This is a genomic window from Fundidesulfovibrio terrae (assembly GCF_022808915.1).
Classification (GTDB): Bacteria; Desulfobacterota; Desulfovibrionia; order Desulfovibrionales; family Desulfovibrionaceae; genus Fundidesulfovibrio; species Fundidesulfovibrio terrae.
In genome coordinates this window covers 173620-190346 of the sequence record NZ_JAKZFS010000003.1, presented here as the reverse complement: position 1 = coordinate 190346, position 16727 = coordinate 173620, and the positions used below count along the sequence as shown (strand labels likewise).

The following is a 16727-nucleotide window of genomic DNA, read 5'->3' as shown; positions in this document are numbered from 1 at the left end:
AGCCCATGAAACGCCGCGAATTTCTTTCCACCATGGGCGTGGCCGCCCTGGGCGCGGCCGCATCCCCCGCCCTGGCCTGGGCTCAGGCCGCGCCATCCGCGTCCAAGCGGCTTATTGTGATCTTCCTGCGGGGGGGACTGGACGGCCTTTCCGCCGTGGCTCCCATTGAGGACCGCTGGTACTACCAGGCCCGGCCTTCCATCGCCCTGCCGCCACCGGGTCAGGAAGGCGGAACCATCCCCCTGGCCCCCGGCTTCGGGCTGCACCCAGCCCTCGAACCGCTGATGGAGTTCTGGCACGCCGGGAGCCTGGCCATGGTCCCGGCCTGCGGCCTGCCCAAGCCCCTGCGCAGCCATGCCGAGGCCCAGAAAGCCATGGAGAGCGCCCAGCCGGCGGAGGTGCACGTGCGAGACGGCTGGCTGGCCAGGCTCCTGCCGCTTCTGGGCAAGGAAGCCCGGGCCCTGACTCTGGCCTCCACGCCGCCCCTGATCGGGCAGGGCAAGCCCGGGGTGCAGAACGTGCGCCCTACGGGCTATCCTCCGTCCCTGTGGCGGCTGGAGCGTCCGGCCATCTTCGGGTCCTTCGACCAGGTTTACGCGGGCAACGACCCGCTCGGCCGAGCCTACCGGCAAACCCAGATTGTGCTGCGCAACAAGCTCACCGAGCTGGACCGGGAGATCACCGTGTCCGCCTCGGGCGCACCTTCCGTGCATGCGCTGCCCCAACTGGGCGGTCAGATCGTGTCGTTCGTTGAGAGGAACCCGGCCACCAGGCTGGTGTACGCCGCCCTGGGCGGGCTGGACGCCCACTTCGAGCAGGGAGCGGGCAAGGGCAAGCTGGCCGAGGCGTTCGTTTCACTGGGCAAAGGGTTGGCCGGTCTGGCCAAGGCGCTGGGTCCGGGACTGTCGGACACGGCTGTGCTGGTGATGAGCGAATTCGGGCGCGGCCTGCGCGAGAACGAGTTCGCGGGCACGGACAACGGCCACGGCACGCTGTTCATGCTGCTGGGCGGCAACGCGGCCGGGGGGGCGCTGCACGGCGCCTGGCCCGGGCTTTCTCTGGACAAGCTTTCGGACGGGCTGGACCTGGCGGTGACGGTGGACTTCCGCGACGTGATCGCCCAGGTGGTCACGGGGTATTTCGGCCTGGGCAAGGAGGCCCTGGCCCAGGTGCTGCCGGGGTACATGCCGACAAGCCCGCTCCAGGGACTCTTCAAGGCTTAGGGACCTTAAGTTTTCATTCGCGTATCCGACAAGACTACTTGGGAAGGGACCGCGCCACGCGGCGCGGCCGACACGGATGTCCTGCTTGCCCAAGGAGTCGCCCATGTCCAAGATCATTTCGATGCGCGAGTATGTTCGCGACAAAGTGTCGATCATGCCGACGCCGCCTGCGTCGGAAACCGGTGAACCCTACATCAACGACAGCCAGGTCTGGTCCAAGGACTACAGCAAACTTGAGAGCGTGGTTTTCGGGGTGCTCAAGATACGGGAAGTCCTCAACTATTATCTGTATTACGAGGACGTCTGGGCGTACCTGCTGCTCAATCTGCTCGACGCGGCTGCCCACGCCACTCCGGAGGATCATTCGGAACTGGCCGAAGCGGCGGCCCATGTGCGCAATTACATGGTCCAGGCCGTGGACGCCGGGAACAGGAAGAACATGCAGGCTGCCCTGCTCATCCTGGACCTGATCGAGAAGGCCCCGGGATTTCGGGCGCAGGTGTTGGGGCTGCCGCAGGAGAAAGCGGCGGACTGAGAGAAGCCTAAGATTTTTCGGGTGAAGGCGGCCGGATGAGGCGTGCGCCGCACGCGCCCCGGCCCGGGGACACGGATCGATTTGAAGACGATCCGCGTCTACGGGCCGTAACGCATGCGTCTCACACTCCGTCCGGCCGCTTTTCCACGCCTCCCCGCCATTCACATCGAACGACGTGAAGCTATGCAGGATTCCAAAGGAACTTGGTTCCTTTGGCCGCCGAAGGTATCATTTTCTTCCACCTCCCGGCTTCTCTTCCTCTACGGATTCCTCGCCAGGAACGGGCAATAGGCCAGCGCGGCTTCTGTCATGCGCGTGTTTTCCCCGTAGCCCTCGTACAGCACCAGGGGCGGCTCCACGGCGAGTTCGGCCCCGGCGTTCTTGACCGCTTCCAAGAGCACCAGCCGTGCGGGTTCCTCCAGGCGCGAGTGGACCATGCGTAGCCGCTTGGGCGAGAGCCTGGCCGCCACGCAGCCGCAGAGCAGCTCCGGGAGGCGGGCGGCCGGGAAGACGATCGCCAGCGCGCCACGGTTGGCCAGGAGCCACGCGGCCGCGGCCAGGAAGTCCTCAAGCCCGGCTCCGGTTTCGAACCGGGCCCGGTTGCGCTCCTCGCCGGGGCAGGGCTGGCCGGTGCCGAGCCTGCGGTAGGGGGGATTGGCCAGTACCAGCCCGAAGCTCTCGGGCTCGAGGTCGGGCCTTGCATCCCGAACGCAGCGGATATCCAGGTTCAGGGCGGCGAAGCGGTCCGAGATGCCAAGGCTCGCTGCGTTGGACGTAGCGGCCCGGGCCATGGCCGGGGCCACGTCCAGCCCCAAGGCGGTGGAGGCGGCGGGATGGGCGAGCAGGGCGGCCAGGGCGGCCACGCCGCAGCCCGTGCCCAGGTCGGCCATGCGGGCGTTTTTCTTGGGCCGGGCGAACACGGCCAGGAGCAGCGGATCCAGGGAAAACCGGTATCCGCCCTCGGGCTGGAGGAGGCCGGTGGGGAAGGCCGCGCGCGCGGCCGCTACCTCTTGATCGCTTGGCGGCGCCATGGCGGCGTCAGGCGGCCTTGCCGCGCTTGAGGAGCCTTTTGCGGGCGTAATCCAGCAGCAGGGACGCTTCCTCCACCTTGAAGAGCGCGGCCAGGGCCATGTAGACCACGGCCCACACGGCGATCATGGCCAGGGCGGCGTAGTTGTTCAGGGGCGCAAGCCAGGCCCCGATCCCGATCAACAGGCTTAGGCCGATGCTCACCGGGGTGGTGCGTCCGAACCGCGCCCATGCGCCCGCCCGGACGTGGAGCGCTCTCCCCAGCAGCCAGACGTTCAGCCAGGAGGAGAGCGAGGTGGCCAGGGCCAGCCCCACGTGCTTGAGCGGGAACATGAGCGCCGCGCCCAGGGCGATGTTCACCAGCACGCTGATGAAACCGGCCCGCACCGGTGTCCTGGTGTCGTGCATGGCGTAGAAGGCCGAGACCAGCGGGCGCACGCAGGCGAAGGCCGGAAGGCCCACGGCGTAGGCCACCAGGGCCGCCGAGGTGGCATGCTGGGCCTCCGGGGTGAAGGCCCCGCGTCCGAAGAGCACGGCCACCATGGGCGCGGCCAGGGCCATGAGACCGGCCGTGGCCGGAAGGCAGATGAAGAGCGTCAGGCGAAGCGAGGCCGCCAGGGTGTGGCGAAATTCATCCATCTGTCCGGCCGAGGCCAGCCGCGCCAGGCTCGGCAGGGCCACGGTGCCCACGGCCGCGCCGAACACGCCCAGGGGGAATTGCACCAGCCTGTCAGCGTAGTAGAGCGAAGAGATGGACCCCGAGGCCAGAAACGAGGCCAAGAGCGTGCCGACCACGATGTTCAGCTGGTAGACGGCCGCGCCGAACACGGTTGGCAGCATGAGCTTGGCCATGCGGATCACGCCCTCGTCCTTGAGCTTCCAGGGGCCGAACCAGGAAAAGCCGAAGCGCTTCATGGCCGGGTGCTGCATGTACATCTGGCCAAGTCCGCCGACGAGAACCGACCATGCCAGGGCGTGCGGCACGTCCAGGCCGAAAAGCCAGGCCACGCCGCAACCGGCGATGAGGATGGTGTTGAGCTCGCTGGTGGCCAGGGCCGGGGTCAGGAAGTGCCCCATGGAGTTGAGCGCCCCCATGCACAGGGCCACGATGGATATTTCGATGATGTAGGGGAACACGATGCGCACGAGCTTCACCGTGAGGTCCATCTGGTCCGGGTTGCCCGCGAAGCCCGGCGCGATGAGCAGGGTGATGGGCCGCGCGAAGAGGATGGCCAGCACCGTGACCGCGCCCAGGATCATCACCAGCCAGACCAGCGCGGAGCGGGTCATGGCGAAGGCGGCCTCGTCCCCCTTTTTCTCGCGCAGGTCCGAGAACACAGGCACGAAGGCCATGGTCATGGACCCTTCGGCGAACAGTCGGCGTAGCGTGTTGGGCAGGCGGTAGGCCACGTAGAAAGCGTCGGCGGCCGGGCCCGCGCCAAGTACGGAAGCGACGATCACGTCCCGGAAGAATCCCAGCACGCGAGACAACAGGGTGGCCGCCCCCACGATGGAGGCGTCCTTGGCGATCTTTTTGACGTGGGCGCTCATGGCGGCGGGAGAGTAGAGCAAACCCCCCGGCGAGTCCAGAAAAGCCGGGGCTACCAGAAAATGCGGCGGAAGCGCTCGAAGAGCCCTTGGGCCGAGTCGTCTTCCGCGGATGGCGCCGCGCCCCTGAATTTTTCCTCACGCTCCTTGAACACGCGGGTGACGTTGGCCACCAGCGCCGGGTTCTTGTCCAGCACGCCCCGGAAGGCCTCTCGGTCAACCTCCAGGCAGGAGGTGGGCTCCAGGGCCACCACGTCCGCCGTACGGGGCTCGCCGGTGAGCAGGGCCATCTCGCCGAACACGTCGCCCGGCCCCAGGCGGGAGAGTTCCTTCTCGCCTATGCGCACCGAGACGAGGCCGGAGGCGATGACGAACATGGTGGTCCCGCCCTGGCCGCGCTCCACGATGCGCGCTTCGGGCGGGAAAGTGCGCACGGCCGCGCACTGCACCAGAAGGTCCAGTTCGTCCGCGTGCATGCCCGAAAAGAGCCCCACGCCCTTCACCAGGTTGGCCACGTCCAGCGAAACGGCGCACGGTCCCTTGCTCCGCCCGGGGAGAAGCATCTGTCGGCTTACGGGGAAGTCGATGCCCTGCTTGCGGAACTCGTACCACACCGCCGAGAGCACATCGCTTTTCGCGGCCACGGTGTCCTCGAAATCCTCCACGGAAAAGGACAGGCGGTAGGTGATCTGGTCCTGTCCGATTTCGTGCAGGCGCACGCGCGGCTCGGGCCGCGGGGCCACCAGGGGAGCCCGGCGCAGCACGTCCTCCAGGGCGCTCTTGACCTTCACCGGCGGCGTGCCCAGCGGCGCGGGCACGGGCACGCTGACGCTCACCTGCCGGATGGGCTCGGACTTGTTGACCAGGCGGTCCTTGACGATGGCATTGTTGGGGATGAGCACCTGATCGCTCGAGAAGGTCGTCAGCTTGGTGTAACGCCAGGTGATCTCGTCCACCTGGCCCTCGATGTCGCCCACCTTGATCCAATCGCCGATCTTGAAGGGCTTTTCGGTCTGGATGAGCAGCCCCGAGAACAGGCTGCCGATGGTGTCCTGCATGGAGAAGCCCACCACGGCGGTGATGATGGCCGACGAGGTGAGGATGGAGCCCACGTCCACGTTGAGCGCCTGGCGCAGCCCGTAACCCGCCAGGGCCAGGGCCGCCGCGAAGGAGCACAGGTTCAAAAGGATCTTGTTGACCGGCAGGTTCTTGAGCCGCGTCAGGTACAGGTCGGCGTAGATGTCGTGCAGGATGGTGCGCAACGCCATCCAGATGACGAGCCCGTGCAGGACGAGCGAGGGCGTCGCCAGCGCGTCCTTCAGCACCCGGATGTCCAGCACGCGAAGCGCAGCCAGCACCGTGAGCCATTTGGCCAGGGCCACGGGACCGAGCGCCCCCTTGCCCTTGAGCCTGGCCTGCAGCGCCTGCAGGCAAACGGCCAGCCCTGCCAGGGCGGCTATGATGACAAGGTCGGATGGCTTGGCCGCTTCCAGGGCGTTCACGAGATCTGCGACGGGAGTGGTCATGGCCCTGAATGTACCGGGACGCCCCCGCAAGGCAACGGTTTTTTCTTGCTCCTCCGGGCGCGGTGCGTTACCCGCCCGGCGTGTCCACCAAGAAAAAAGAACGCCCCCTGCCCGAGTCCCTCGGCCTGCCCCTTGTCGGCGTGGAGACCCACGCCCATTTGGACTATAAACGCCCGAACGCTCAGGAATTCCCCCAGGAACTCCCCCTGGTGCTCGACCGGGCCGCCAAGGCCGGAATCGCGGCCCTGGGCAACGTGTTCCTGGGCGCCGGGGCCTACCGGGCGAACTCGCCCGTGCTGCGGCAATACCCCCAGGTGTTCTTCCTGTTGGGAATACACCCCAACGATGCCTCCGGCTTGGACTCGCGCGAGGTCGCGGACATGGCCGCGCTCTTCGCGGCCGACCCCAACCTCAAGGCCGTGGGCGAGATCGGGCTCGATTTCTACTGGGACGACACCCCGCGCGACGTGCAGGAGCGTTTCTTCCGGGAGCAGCTGGCCCTGGCGCGCGAGCTTGAGAAGCCCGTGGCCGTTCACAGCCGCGAAGCCGCCGCCGAGACGCTGAAAATCCTGGACGAATCGGGCATCCCCGGCGAACGGGTGTTGTGGCACTGCTTCGGGCAGGGGCCCGACCTGGCGGTGGAGCTCATTCACCGTGGCTACACCGTGTCCATCCCCGGCCCCGTCACCTACTCCAAGAACGAGGACCTGCGCCGGGCCGTGGCCATCCTGGAGATGGAGCGGGTGGTGATCGAGTCCGACGCGCCGTTCTTGACCCCGGAACCCTACCGGGGACGCCCCAACGAACCGGCCTACAACGTGTTCACGGCACAGGCCGTGGCCCGGGTGAAGGGGATGGAAACGGCGGACGTATGGCGCATCACCGGCGAGAACGCGCGGCGGTTCTTCGGACTGGGGAGCTGAGACGGGCAGGGGGAAGCCTCCGGCGGGCAGAGAGGGCGCTGCCCTCTCTGCACTCTCCCGCCAGGGAACTTCGTTCCCTGGACCCGTTATAGCTTCGCGGACATGAGCGGGAATTTGCCGTGAGGAGGGTAAGACGTGCTCAGACGGTCGTTTCTTCGATTCCTGCTGGGCGCGCTCGTGGCCGGGTGCACGAAGCCCGTCAGGTGGAAAAGCCCCGGGGAGCAGGGCGGCTGCCACCGCATCGTGGTGCTCTCCGACGCCCACTACGCGCGCGGCACAACGCCCGAAGCAAGGGCCCAGGCCGCGCGCAAGCTTGCCGTCGTCCAGGACGTCAACGCCTGGGATGACGTGGAGCTGGTCGCCCTGCCCGGCGATATCGTGGCCAAGCACGGTACGCAGCAGGAATACGACGAGGCGCTGGAATTCGTCTCAGCCATCCGCAAGCCCGTGGCGGTGACGGCCGGCAACCACGAATACGTCTACGCCGATCCGGGCGGCCCCGGCGGGGAATTCAAGCACGCCTCACCGGAAGTCCAGCGCGAGAAGCTCGACCGGTTCCGCAAGACATTGCGCCAGCCCGACCTCTGGTACACCCGCGAACTGGGCGGCTACCTGCTGGTTTTCCTCTCGGCCGACGTGACCGGCGGCAGCTTCCTCACGGAAATATCGAACACGCAGCTCGACTGGCTCCAGACCACGCTGGCCTCCAACTTCGCCAAGCCGACGCTCATCTTCTTCCACGCCCCTCTCAAGGGCACCCTGGTAACATACAGCCCCAAGATAAACGGCGACCAGCGCGTGGCCCAGCCCGTGGCGCGCATCGGTGAAATCCTGGCGGCCAACCCGCAGGTGGTCCTGTGGGTGTCCGGCCACACCCACACCCCGGCCACCAACTTAAGCTACGCCTCGCCAGTGAATCTCTACGACGGCCACGTGTGGGGCATCCACAACGCCGACCTCGGCCGCGAGACCATCTGGTCGAATTCGATCTATCTCTGCCCGGGAAAGATCGTGGTGAAAACCTGGGATCACAAGGCCGGTGGCTGGATCGACGGGCTGGAACGCGCTATCGACGTGCACCACGGATGAAACATGGACGGTCGTGACGCGCGACCGCCAGGAGAGAGGTCATGGGAATGAACTATTGGCTTCTGAAGTCGGAACCGGAAAGCTACTCCATCGACGATCTGGCCGCCGAGCCGGGCCAGACAACCTGCTGGAGCGGCGTGCGGAATTTTCAGGCTCGAAATTTCCTGCGCGACCAGATGGCCGAGGGCGACATGGCCGTCTTTTACCACAGCGGGACCGGCCCCTCGGCGGTGGGCACCGCGCGTGTCGTCAGGGCCGGATATCCCGACGAGACCGCCTGGGACCCTGCCGACAACCACTTCGACCCCAAATCCACCCCGGAAAGGCCCCTCTGGTTCGCGGTGGACGTGCGGTTCGTGAGCAAGTTCGCCGCCCCCGTGCCGCTTGGGGCCATGCGCCATGTCACGGCGCTGAACGGCATGGAGCTGCTGCGCAAGGGTTCACGGCTTTCGGTGATGCCCATCACCAAGGAAGAGTTCGACATCGTCTGCGCGATGGGGGCGCAGGGCGGCCAGCAATGACTGGACGCGGCCTTCAAAAATCAATCACTTCGAAGGCCACACTCGTCTCGGCCTCTTCCAGAAACGCCCGCATCTCCCGTTCGCAGTCGGGCGAATAGCTCAGTTTCGCCACGGCGGCGTGCCTGTCCATGACGGTCATGATGCCCAGGTGGCCGTGGGCCTCCAAGAGAAACTTGAACAGGGCGAAGTCCGCGGATGCGAGCTTCACGTAAAGCCGCGAGGACCGCTGCGGGGCCCGGTAGGGGGTCTTGCGCTTGCGCGGCGCGGGCTCGAAAGCCGGGGCGTCCCCATGGGGTGAGCCCCGGCGTCGTTTCGCTTGACGCACGGAAGGAGGGTTCGCGGCGGGAGCGCGTTCGTCGGCAGGCGTCACGGCGTTTCTACTCGCCGCCCTGGCCCAGGATGCGGCAGCCGTCCTCGGTGACGGCCACCATGTGCTCCCAGCGAATGCCGCCCCATTCGGGGTAGTACAGGCCGGGCTCCACGGTGATGACCATGCCGGGTTCCAGCAGGCCGTCGGCGATGGGGGAGAGGCTTGGGGCCTCGTGGGTCTCCAGGCCGATGCCGTGTCCCAGGGCGTGGGTGAAGGCGTCGGCCACGCCGAACTCCTCGAAGTAGGCCCGCGCGGTGCGGTAGGTCTCGGAGATTGGCAGCCCCGGCCGGATGGCGGCGATGGCCTTGGCCTGGGCCATCTGGGTCAGTTCCAGGGCCTTGCGGAAGTGGTCGGGGGCGCGGCTCCCCACCCAGAAGGTGCGGGTCTGGTCGGAGTTGTAGTCGCCGAAGCGCCCGCCCATGTCGATGAGCACCATGCTTTCTTCCTTCACCTGGTCGCGTCCGGGCTCGGCATGGGGCAGGGCGGCATTGCCGTCCACAGCCACGATGGGAGCGAAGGCCAGTTCGGAAGCGCCGAAATCACGGAAGAGCTGCTCGAGCCTCCAGGCGATCTCGCCCTCGGTGCGTCCGGGCACGAGGATGTCCGGGGCGGCGCGCATGACCCGTTCGTTCACGGCGCAGGAGCGGTCCAGAAGTTCGATCTCGGCGGGTTCCTTGATGCGGCGCAGGTCCTCAACGAGGCCCTGGGTGGGGGTGAGCGTCAGGTGCTCGCGCAGGCGCTCGCAGGTGTCCACGCTCATGGCCCGGCTCTCGAAGGCCAGCGGCCCGCCGTGCGCCTTGGAGATGAACTCGCCCATCTGGACGTAGCGGTGGCCGGAGTAGATGAAGATGTCCTCCTCGGGCCACAGGCGCCTGGCGGCGTCCAGGAAGCGCGGGTCGGTGAGCAGCTTGTCGCGCCCGGTGGACGTGACGAGGAGCATCCCGGAGGACTCGTTGCACTGGGAGTCGTGGAGCTCGAAGCCGCTCAGGTAGTAGCGGTTGGCGGCGTGGGAGACCAGGAGGGCCGAATATCCCGCATCGCGCATGCGCGCGCGCAGCTTTTCGCGCCGGGCGGCGAAGACCTCCGGCGTAAAGATGGCGTCTGACACTGAAAACCTCAGAGGGCGTACGTGGTTTCGGCCTTGCCGGTCACCATGCGCTCGGCCCACTCCACGCCCTGCATGACGGAGTGGTCCATGTTGCTCACCTCGTACTTCCAGCCGCCGAAGCGGCCCCGGCCGTAGATGCCCTGGGTTTCCAGCCACGGCTGGATGGCCGTGAGCGCCGCGTCGCGGCCCAGGGTGGGGATGGGGTAGGAGTAGTCGAGGCGCATCTCCCAGGTGGAGACGACGGCGTCCCGTTCCTTCTCGGACATGAGCGACACGTTTACAAGACCGTCCACCACGCTGTCCAGGTGCGAATGGGGCTCGGGCTTGTGCTCGGAGAAGCTCACCTCGGTCATGTAGGCGCGCTTGCGTGTGATCATGCCGTCGGGGTCGGGCGTGTTGTTGGGGGAGTAGTGGTGGAAGTTGGTCACCCGGTAGAAGGGGTTGTCGGACTCGGGGAAGTACATCCAGCAGCGCGAATCGGTCTTTGCGCCCTCCACGCCCACGCCGCCGATGTAGCCGCCGCTGTGCACGAGGCCGGAGGCGGCCCGGCGCACCCCGTCCGGTACGCTGGTCAGGAGCTTGCGGGCCAGGATGTCCAGGGGGCCGGTGAAGAGCAGGTTGTCGTAGGTGAAGCGCTCGCCGGTCTGGCAGAGGACTTCCTTTTTGACCGGATCGACGGACACGACGCTTCGGCCGTAGCGGATGCGATCGGAAAATTTGGATGCCACGCGGCGGTAGATTTCACCCGTGCCGCCGTAGAGCGGGAACTTGAAGAGGTTGTTGGGCCCCCAGGACACGTCGTCCAGGGACAAGAGCATGTTCTCGAGCACCTTTTCCAGGTTCACCACGCTCACGCGCTCGCCGATCCACTTGTAGCTCATGAGTTCCGGGGGGGTGGCCCACACCTTGAAGTTGTAGGGCAGCATGAACACGTCGGCGATGCCCGTGCCGAAGACGTGCCTGATCCATTCATCGAAGTTGGCGGGCTTGTAGCCGTTGTCCCCGAAGGGGCGCTTGCCGGGCAGGAGCCCCTGCACGCACCGCCAGGCGAGTTCCTGGGGCAGGTAGCGTATGTTGTTCTGGAAGGGGTAGGGAACCCAGGTCTTGGCCAGGCGCACCCAGGCTTCGCGCTGGTGCTCCAGGTAGCGGCCGTCCAGGGCCTCGTCGAGCATGCGGTCGAAGTATTCGTAGTGGGAGAAGACCACGTGTCCACCCACGTCCCAGGTGAAGCCCTCGGCGTCCTGGAAGCTGGCGGCCAGGCCGCCGGGGTAGTCGTTGGCCTCGAGGACCAGAAAATTGTCGATGCCGAGCTCGCCCAGGCGGCGCGCGGCGCCGAGCCCGGTGGGGCCTGCGCCGATGATGATGTAGGGGTGGTGCACGATTCTTCCTCCCTGAAGACTCGCGCGGTTTGAAGCAAAATTCAGGCCGTATTTCGCAACCGGCTGTAAATACTGAAGGCTGTCGGTCGGCCAAGTCCGGAAAGGCAAAAAAATGGCGGGCGGTTATTGCGGGTCGTCGTTTTCTTCCAGCCCTTTGGCCAGGTCGTGCACGGCGTCCGGCAGGCGCGAGTGCAGCCACTTGATGAGCTGGCCGAGCTTTTCCTGGACGTTGCCGGGGGTGTGGGTGGGGCTGAAATACAGGGCCATGTTACACAGCCTCGAAGTGGGGTGCAGGCTGTCCGAGGCCTCCAGGCGCACCACCATGGCCGCGATGGGGCCGATGGCCAGCTTCTTGCCCACCCCGGGAAGCTCTATGGCGATCTTGGCCGTGCAGCCCTTGAACAGGGTGATTTCTTCGTTGTAGTTGAGTTCCACCAACGCCCCCACCCGGCTGATGTCCACAAGGGAGGCCTCCACTACGGCGTTCTTGAAGGCGGCCGTGAACACGTGCCGGGGCAGGTCGGCGTAGCGTCGCCCCTTGCGCTTGGAGGCGGCGTTCCAGCATTGGAGGATCTTCTGCTCCATCTCCTCGGGAGTGAAGGGCTTGACGATGTACTGGCTCACTCCATTCTGGATGGCCGTGACCAGGAAGTCCTTCTCGTCGTGGCTGGTGACCATGAGGAAGGGGACGTCCCGGTTGCCGGACTCGTTGCGCACCTTGTAGAGGAACTCCTCGCCGCTCATGACGGGCATGTCCCAGTCGGAGATGACGAAGTCGATCTTTTCGCGCTCGAAGATGTCGAAGGCCTCCTGGCCGTTCTTGGCCAGGTGGATGATGTCCGCGCCGAACTGGGACTTGACGATGTGGCTGATGAGGTTGCGGACAGTCAGGCTGTCGTCGGCTACCAGGAACTTGATATGGCGCATCCGGATGCCCTCTCGTTTGTGGCGTGCCTGGACAACCTCCGGCGAAGCGGGGGTGTCCAATAATCACAATGAATCTTATGCACGCGCAGGTCAAGGGAGCGCGGCGGAGAAGGTCGTTCGGGCAATTTCCGGTCAGCCGCCGATCAGCCTGTCCATGACGCCCGGCGAGACGATGTCCGCGGTCATGAGGAGCGTCAGGAGAGTCACCACGACCACCGTGAACCAGGCAACGGCGTTGAACACGGGGCCGTTGACGAAGCTGCCCATGATGCGCCGGTCGTTGATGATGACGAGCATCAGCACCAGCACCGCCGGGAGCACTGCGCCGTTGACCACCTGGGAGACGTACATGATGGCCAGGAGCGGTGCGCCCGGGATCATGATGCACACGGCGGAGAGGATGATGCTTACGGTGAAGAGCCAGAAGAACTGCGGAGCCTGGGTGAAGTCCTTGTCCACGCCCAGTTCCCAGCCCATGCCCTCGCAGATGTAGTAGGCCGTGGACAGCGGCAGCACGCAGGCCGCGAACAGCGAGGCGTTGAAGAGCCCCAGGGCGAAGAGGGTGGTGGCGTAGGGCCCGGCCACGGGAGCCAGGGCCTGGGCCGCGTCGGCTGCGGTCTCGATGGAGAGCCCCTGCTGGTGGATGGCCGCCGCGCAGGAGGCCACGATGAAGAAGGCCACGGCGATGGCCAGGGCGCACCCCACGATCACGTCCAGGCGGGCGAAGGCGTAGTGCTCCTTGGTGATGCCCTTCTCCACCACGGACGCCTGCTGGTAGAACTGCATCCAGGGGGCGATGGTGGTGCCCACCACGGCGATCATCATGGTGACGTACTCGCCCTTCCAATGGATCTCCGGCACCACTGCGGCCCTTAGCACCACGCCCCAGTCCGGGCCGGACATGAACGCTGCGATGGGGTAGGCCACGTAGATCAGGCAAGCCCCCAGGAAGACCTTCTCGACGATCTTGTAGGAACCCTTGACGATGAGCAGCCACACCACAAGCGAGGACAGGGGCACGGACACGTAGCGGCTCACCCCGAATATCTCCAGGCTGGCCGCGATGCCCGCGAATTCCGAGACGGTGTTGCCCAGGTTGGTCAGGTACAGGGCGATCATCACGTAGAAGGTGACGGCCACGCCGAAGCGCTCGCGGATGAGGTCGGAAAGCCCCTTGCCCGTCACCGCGCCCATGCGCGAGCACATCTCCTGCACCACCACCAGGGCGGCCATGGTGGGGCCCATCATCCACAGCAGGCTGTAGCCGAAGTTGGCCCCGGCCAGGGAATAGGTGGTGATGCCGCCCGCGTCGTTGTCCACGTTGGCGGTGATGATGCCCGGCCCCAGGATGGAGAGGAACAGCAGCAGGTTGCGGCGGTTGACCTTGCGCCAGGCGGTTGCGAGGAAGCGAAACGGCATGGGAAAAGCCTAGAAGCGCCGCTTGGCCCGGAAACGCTTCCAGCGCAGGGCGAAGCGCAGCGAATGGGTGAGCACGTCGTCGGCCGTGACCACTCCGGCCATGGTGCCGTCCTTGTCCAGCACGGGCACTGCCCACAGGCCGTATTTTTCCACCACCTCCAGCACGTCGTCGGCCGGGGTGTCCACGTTCACGGTCTTGAAATTTTCCGACATGATCTGCTGCAGCGACTCAAGCGGCTTGGCCCCGAGAATCTCGCGCAGGCTGGTCACGCCCTGGAGCTTGCCGGAGTCGTCCAGCACGTAGACGTAGTAGATCATCTCCAGGTCCAGGGCCTTGGCGCGCACCTGCCCCAGGGCGGCCTCGGCGGACATGGACGGGGGCAGGGCGATGAACTCGTTAATCATGAGGCCGCCGGCGGTGTCCTCCTCGTGCTCCAGGAGTTCCTGGACCTTCTCGGCGTCCTCGGTGTCCATGAGGCCGAGCAGTTCCTGGGCGGTGTCGTCCGGCAGGTCGGCCAGCACGTCGGCGGCCTCGTCCGGGGCCATCTCCTCCAGGATGTCCGAGGCGTGCTCCTTCTCCATGCGGCTCAAAAGGCGGCAGCCCACCTCGGGCTCCATCTCGGCCAGGGCCTCGCCCGCGGTCTCGGTGTTGAGGGACAGCAGCATCTTCTCGGCCTCTTCGTGGGGCAGCTGGGCGATGATCTCGGCCAGGTCGGCCGGGTGCATGTCGCCCAGCTTGTCGCGGGTCACGGTGAGGGCCAGGGTGGTCATCTTGTCGTCGATGGGCTGCACGAACTGCCAGCTGATCTCCTTGTGGGGCAGCTGACGGTGGAAGAGCCCGGTCAGAAAACTCCAGACGCGTTCCTGGCGGAGCCTGCGGGCCAGGCCGCGCACGCCGGTGTCCACGGCGGTGACGCACAGGGCGTCCAGGCAGCCCTCGATCTTGAGGTCGTTGACCCGCACCAGGCGCGCGCCCTCCACGTCCACGATCTGCTTGTCCAGGATGTCGCGGCGCACCAGAATCTGGCCTTGCTCCTCGGGATCGTAGGGCTCGGCGTCCACGCGGTCCAGGTCCACGGCGATGACGAAGACGTTGAACAGGTCCACCCCGGCCCAGGGGATGCTGGTCATGCCCTTGCCCTGTTTGACGATGAGGCTCGAGATGTGGGGCAGACGCTCGCCCTTGGACATGGCCAGGTCGTGCAGGGTGCCCAGGGGCTTGCCGGCCTTGTCGATGACGGTTTTGCCCAGGAAGTTGCTGGCGAAATACGACGCGTTGGATGAACTCATGGCGTGTCCCCCGCCTGAGGCGGCCGTGGTTGGGCGTGAGGCCCAAGGCGTAGCGCAACCGGGACCGTCCGGCAATAGTTTCAACGGGTTGTCACGCGATTGTCTCAGGGACTCGCGCACAGCGGGGAGCGTCAGGCGGGGATCAACCCGTAGGCGCGCAGGAGCGGTCCGCACGCGCCCACCATGTGGGCTTTGCGCAACGTGTGGAAGCGCGGGACGTCGTCCAGGGGCACGGCGGCCATCTCGGAATGCTCCGAGCGCGCCAGGCTGGCCCAGGCGGCCAGGACCTCGCGGTGGTCGAGCTTGAGCTCCACGGCCACGCCCAGCTCCCAGATGTGGGTGTCGGTGTCCTCCACCAGGACGAAGGCCCTGGCCTCGGATGCGGGGGCGTCGATGCCCAGCTCCTCGCGCAGCTCTTCGCGGAAGACGTCCCGCCAGGAGAGGGAGCCGTCCTTGTCGCGCAGGTCTCCGTGGATGGTGCCGGAGGGGGCCAGCTCCCACAAGCCGCCCTCGACGGCCAGGCCCGGCTTGCGCAGCCCGAAGAGCACGTGTCCGCCAGCCACCACCAGGCCGCTCACGGCCAGGGAGCGCACCCGCAGGTGCTCGTACAGGTGCGGGGCGCGCAGCTGGGCCACGTACCACATGTATTCGGCCATGAAGCCCCGGGCTTCCTGGCCCTCGATGGAGCCCAAGCTGAAGATGCGCCCGTTGAAGAGACCCGGGCGCGTCGCCAGTTCGGCCTCCCACAGATTCCGGGCCTCGGCCAGGGCGTGCTCCGGCGGGGCGGGCGCGGGAAGGATGTCCACGATGCGAAGTCCGTCAGGAACCTGATGGGTCACGTACATGCGCGTCTGCCTCCCAGGATGGTCATGAGCACGGCGGCCAGGATGAGCCCCGATCCGGCGTAGCCGAGCGGCGTGAAGCTCTCCCCGAAGAAGCTGAAGGCCAGCAGCGCCGCCACCACGGGTTCGATGGTGGCGATGACGGCGGCCCGGCTGGCCTCGATGCGCCTCAGTCCCGCGTAGTAGAGCGAATAGGCTCCGTAGGTGGAGCAGGCGGCCAGGACCGCGCAGGATATCCAGGCCGAGGGCGGGCGCGGGCCGAAGTCGAAGAAGGGCAGCATGCAGGCCGCCCCCACGGGCAGGGCGTAGAGGAACACCGTGGGGGTGGCGTGGCGGGCGAGCACCGCTTTGCCGAAGATGTAGTAAAGGGCGTAGGTGACGCCCGAAAGCAGGCCGAAGAAAACTGCCCCTGTGCTTAAATCCCCGCCCGCGCCGCCTCCCAGGCTGATCCCGGCCACTCCCAGAATGGTGGCGGCCACGGCCGCGAGTTTGGAGGCCGTAAGACGCTCGTCGAGGATTTTCCAGGCCATGAGGGCCACCCAGGCCGGGGCCGTGTAGAGGAGCACCGAGGCCAGGGCGGCCCCTCCCTCCTGCACGGCCAGCACGTAGCTGCCGAAGAGCCCGAAGATGCACACCACGCCGAACACGGCCACCAGGGCCAGGTCGCGCCCGCCGATGACCACCCGGCGAAGCGCCACGGCGTGCCCGGCGTAGAGCACCCAGGCCAGCATGGCGCGCCAGAAGGCCACCTCCACCGGCGGCATCCCGGCCTGGAAGGCGTACTTGGAGAGCGGCCCGATCATGCCCCACAGGAGGGCTGCCAGGACCACGAGGGCGTAACCGGTGAACATGGGGTTTCCCTACTAGCCGCAATGGGGCAGGAAGGGAAGCACTATCGAATACTTAGCGGAGTGGGGGGGTCGGGTTTGGAGCGCGGTGGCGAGGTGGCAGGGGAGGCCTCCGGCGGCCAAAGGGCTGCGCCTTTGGAGTCCCGTATC

16 protein-coding genes are annotated in these 16727 nt (G+C 66.6%); 5 read left to right on the top strand and 11 right to left on the bottom strand.

Annotation, left to right across the window (positions count from 1 at the left end; all coding sequences use genetic code 11):
• Window positions 1-5: 5 nt before the first annotated feature.
• Together ML540_RS11665 and ML540_RS11660 are read left to right on the top strand one after the other, a co-directional pair.
• A complete protein-coding gene (locus ML540_RS11665) occupies window positions 6-1223 on the top strand; it encodes a DUF1501 domain-containing protein (protein WP_243361231.1) in 1218 nt (405 codons plus the stop codon).
• A 103-nt stretch (window positions 1224-1326) separates the two neighbouring features.
• Window positions 1327-1758, top strand: coding sequence for a hypothetical protein (locus ML540_RS11660; RefSeq protein WP_243361229.1), 432 nt, complete (start codon window positions 1327-1329; stop codon window positions 1756-1758).
• Window positions 1759-2018: 260 nt separating this feature from the next.
• On the opposite strand, the gene ML540_RS11655 is transcribed toward ML540_RS11660, so the two are convergent.
• Genes ML540_RS11655 through ML540_RS11645 form a run of 3 tightly spaced genes read right to left on the bottom strand, consistent with a single transcriptional unit; the run spans window position 2019 to window position 5861 of the window.
• Window positions 2019-2789 carry a tRNA1(Val) (adenine(37)-N6)-methyltransferase gene (locus ML540_RS11655; RefSeq protein ID WP_243361226.1) on the bottom strand — a complete coding sequence of 257 codons (771 nt, stop codon included), beginning with the start codon at window positions 2787-2789 and terminating at the stop codon, window positions 2019-2021.
• A gap of 7 nt (window positions 2790-2796) precedes the next feature.
• A complete protein-coding gene (murJ, locus tag ML540_RS11650; RefSeq protein WP_243361728.1) occupies window positions 2797-4338 on the bottom strand; it encodes a murein biosynthesis integral membrane protein MurJ in 1542 nt (513 codons plus the stop codon).
• Between the two features lie 50 nt (window positions 4339-4388).
• Window positions 4389-5861, bottom strand: coding sequence for a mechanosensitive ion channel family protein (locus ML540_RS11645; protein ID WP_243361224.1), 1473 nt, complete (start codon window positions 5859-5861; stop codon window positions 4389-4391).
• 80 nt (window positions 5862-5941) lie between these two features.
• Between ML540_RS11645 and ML540_RS11640 the strand changes: the two genes are divergently transcribed.
• The 3 genes from ML540_RS11640 (at window position 5942) to ML540_RS11630 (ending at window position 8394) form a co-directional block, all read left to right on the top strand.
• Window positions 5942-6784, top strand: a complete 843-nt coding sequence (locus tag ML540_RS11640; RefSeq protein WP_243361222.1) for a TatD family hydrolase — start codon at window positions 5942-5944, stop codon at window positions 6782-6784.
• Window positions 6785-6919: 135 nt separating this feature from the next.
• Window positions 6920-7873: a metallophosphoesterase family protein gene (locus ML540_RS11635; protein WP_243361219.1), complete on the top strand. Its 954-nt coding sequence runs from the start codon at window positions 6920-6922 to the stop codon at window positions 7871-7873.
• A gap of 47 nt (window positions 7874-7920) precedes the next feature.
• Complete coding sequence (locus ML540_RS11630; RefSeq protein ID WP_243361726.1) at window positions 7921-8394, top strand: EVE domain-containing protein; 474 nt, start codon at window positions 7921-7923, stop codon at window positions 8392-8394.
• Window positions 8395-8407: 13 nt separating this feature from the next.
• On the opposite strand, the gene ML540_RS17965 is transcribed toward ML540_RS11630, so the two are convergent.
• The 8 genes from ML540_RS17965 to ML540_RS11590 form a co-directional block, all read right to left on the bottom strand.
• A complete protein-coding gene (locus ML540_RS17965) occupies window positions 8408-8719 on the bottom strand; it encodes a DUF4911 domain-containing protein (RefSeq protein ID WP_243361217.1) in 312 nt (103 codons plus the stop codon).
• 52 nt (window positions 8720-8771) lie between these two features.
• Complete coding sequence (locus ML540_RS11620; protein WP_341482653.1) at window positions 8772-9872, bottom strand: M24 family metallopeptidase; 1101 nt, start codon at window positions 9870-9872, stop codon at window positions 8772-8774.
• An 8-nt stretch (window positions 9873-9880) separates the two neighbouring features.
• Window positions 9881-11251 carry a protoporphyrinogen/coproporphyrinogen oxidase gene (locus tag ML540_RS11615; RefSeq protein WP_243361215.1) on the bottom strand — a complete coding sequence of 457 codons (1371 nt, stop codon included), beginning with the start codon at window positions 11249-11251 and terminating at the stop codon, window positions 9881-9883.
• Between the two features lie 123 nt (window positions 11252-11374).
• Window positions 11375-12178: a response regulator gene (locus ML540_RS11610; RefSeq protein ID WP_243361213.1), complete on the bottom strand. Its 804-nt coding sequence runs from the start codon at window positions 12176-12178 to the stop codon at window positions 11375-11377.
• A 132-nt stretch (window positions 12179-12310) separates the two neighbouring features.
• The gene (locus ML540_RS11605) at window positions 12311-13597 is read right to left on the bottom strand and encodes an Nramp family divalent metal transporter (protein ID WP_243361212.1); all 1287 of its coding nucleotides are present in this window, start codon (window positions 13595-13597) and stop codon (window positions 12311-12313) included.
• A 9-nt stretch (window positions 13598-13606) separates the two neighbouring features.
• Entirely contained in the window at window positions 13607-14887 is a 1281-nt protein-coding gene (locus ML540_RS11600; RefSeq protein ID WP_243361211.1) for a magnesium transporter, read from the bottom strand.
• A gap of 131 nt (window positions 14888-15018) precedes the next feature.
• Complete coding sequence (locus ML540_RS11595; RefSeq protein ID WP_243361210.1) at window positions 15019-15732, bottom strand: NUDIX hydrolase; 714 nt, start codon at window positions 15730-15732, stop codon at window positions 15019-15021.
• Window positions 15723-16580, bottom strand: a complete 858-nt coding sequence (locus ML540_RS11590; RefSeq protein WP_243361209.1) for a DMT family transporter — start codon at window positions 16578-16580, stop codon at window positions 15723-15725. The genes ML540_RS11595 and ML540_RS11590 overlap by 10 nt, the downstream gene beginning before the upstream one ends.
• Window positions 16581-16727: the final 147 nt, after the last annotated feature.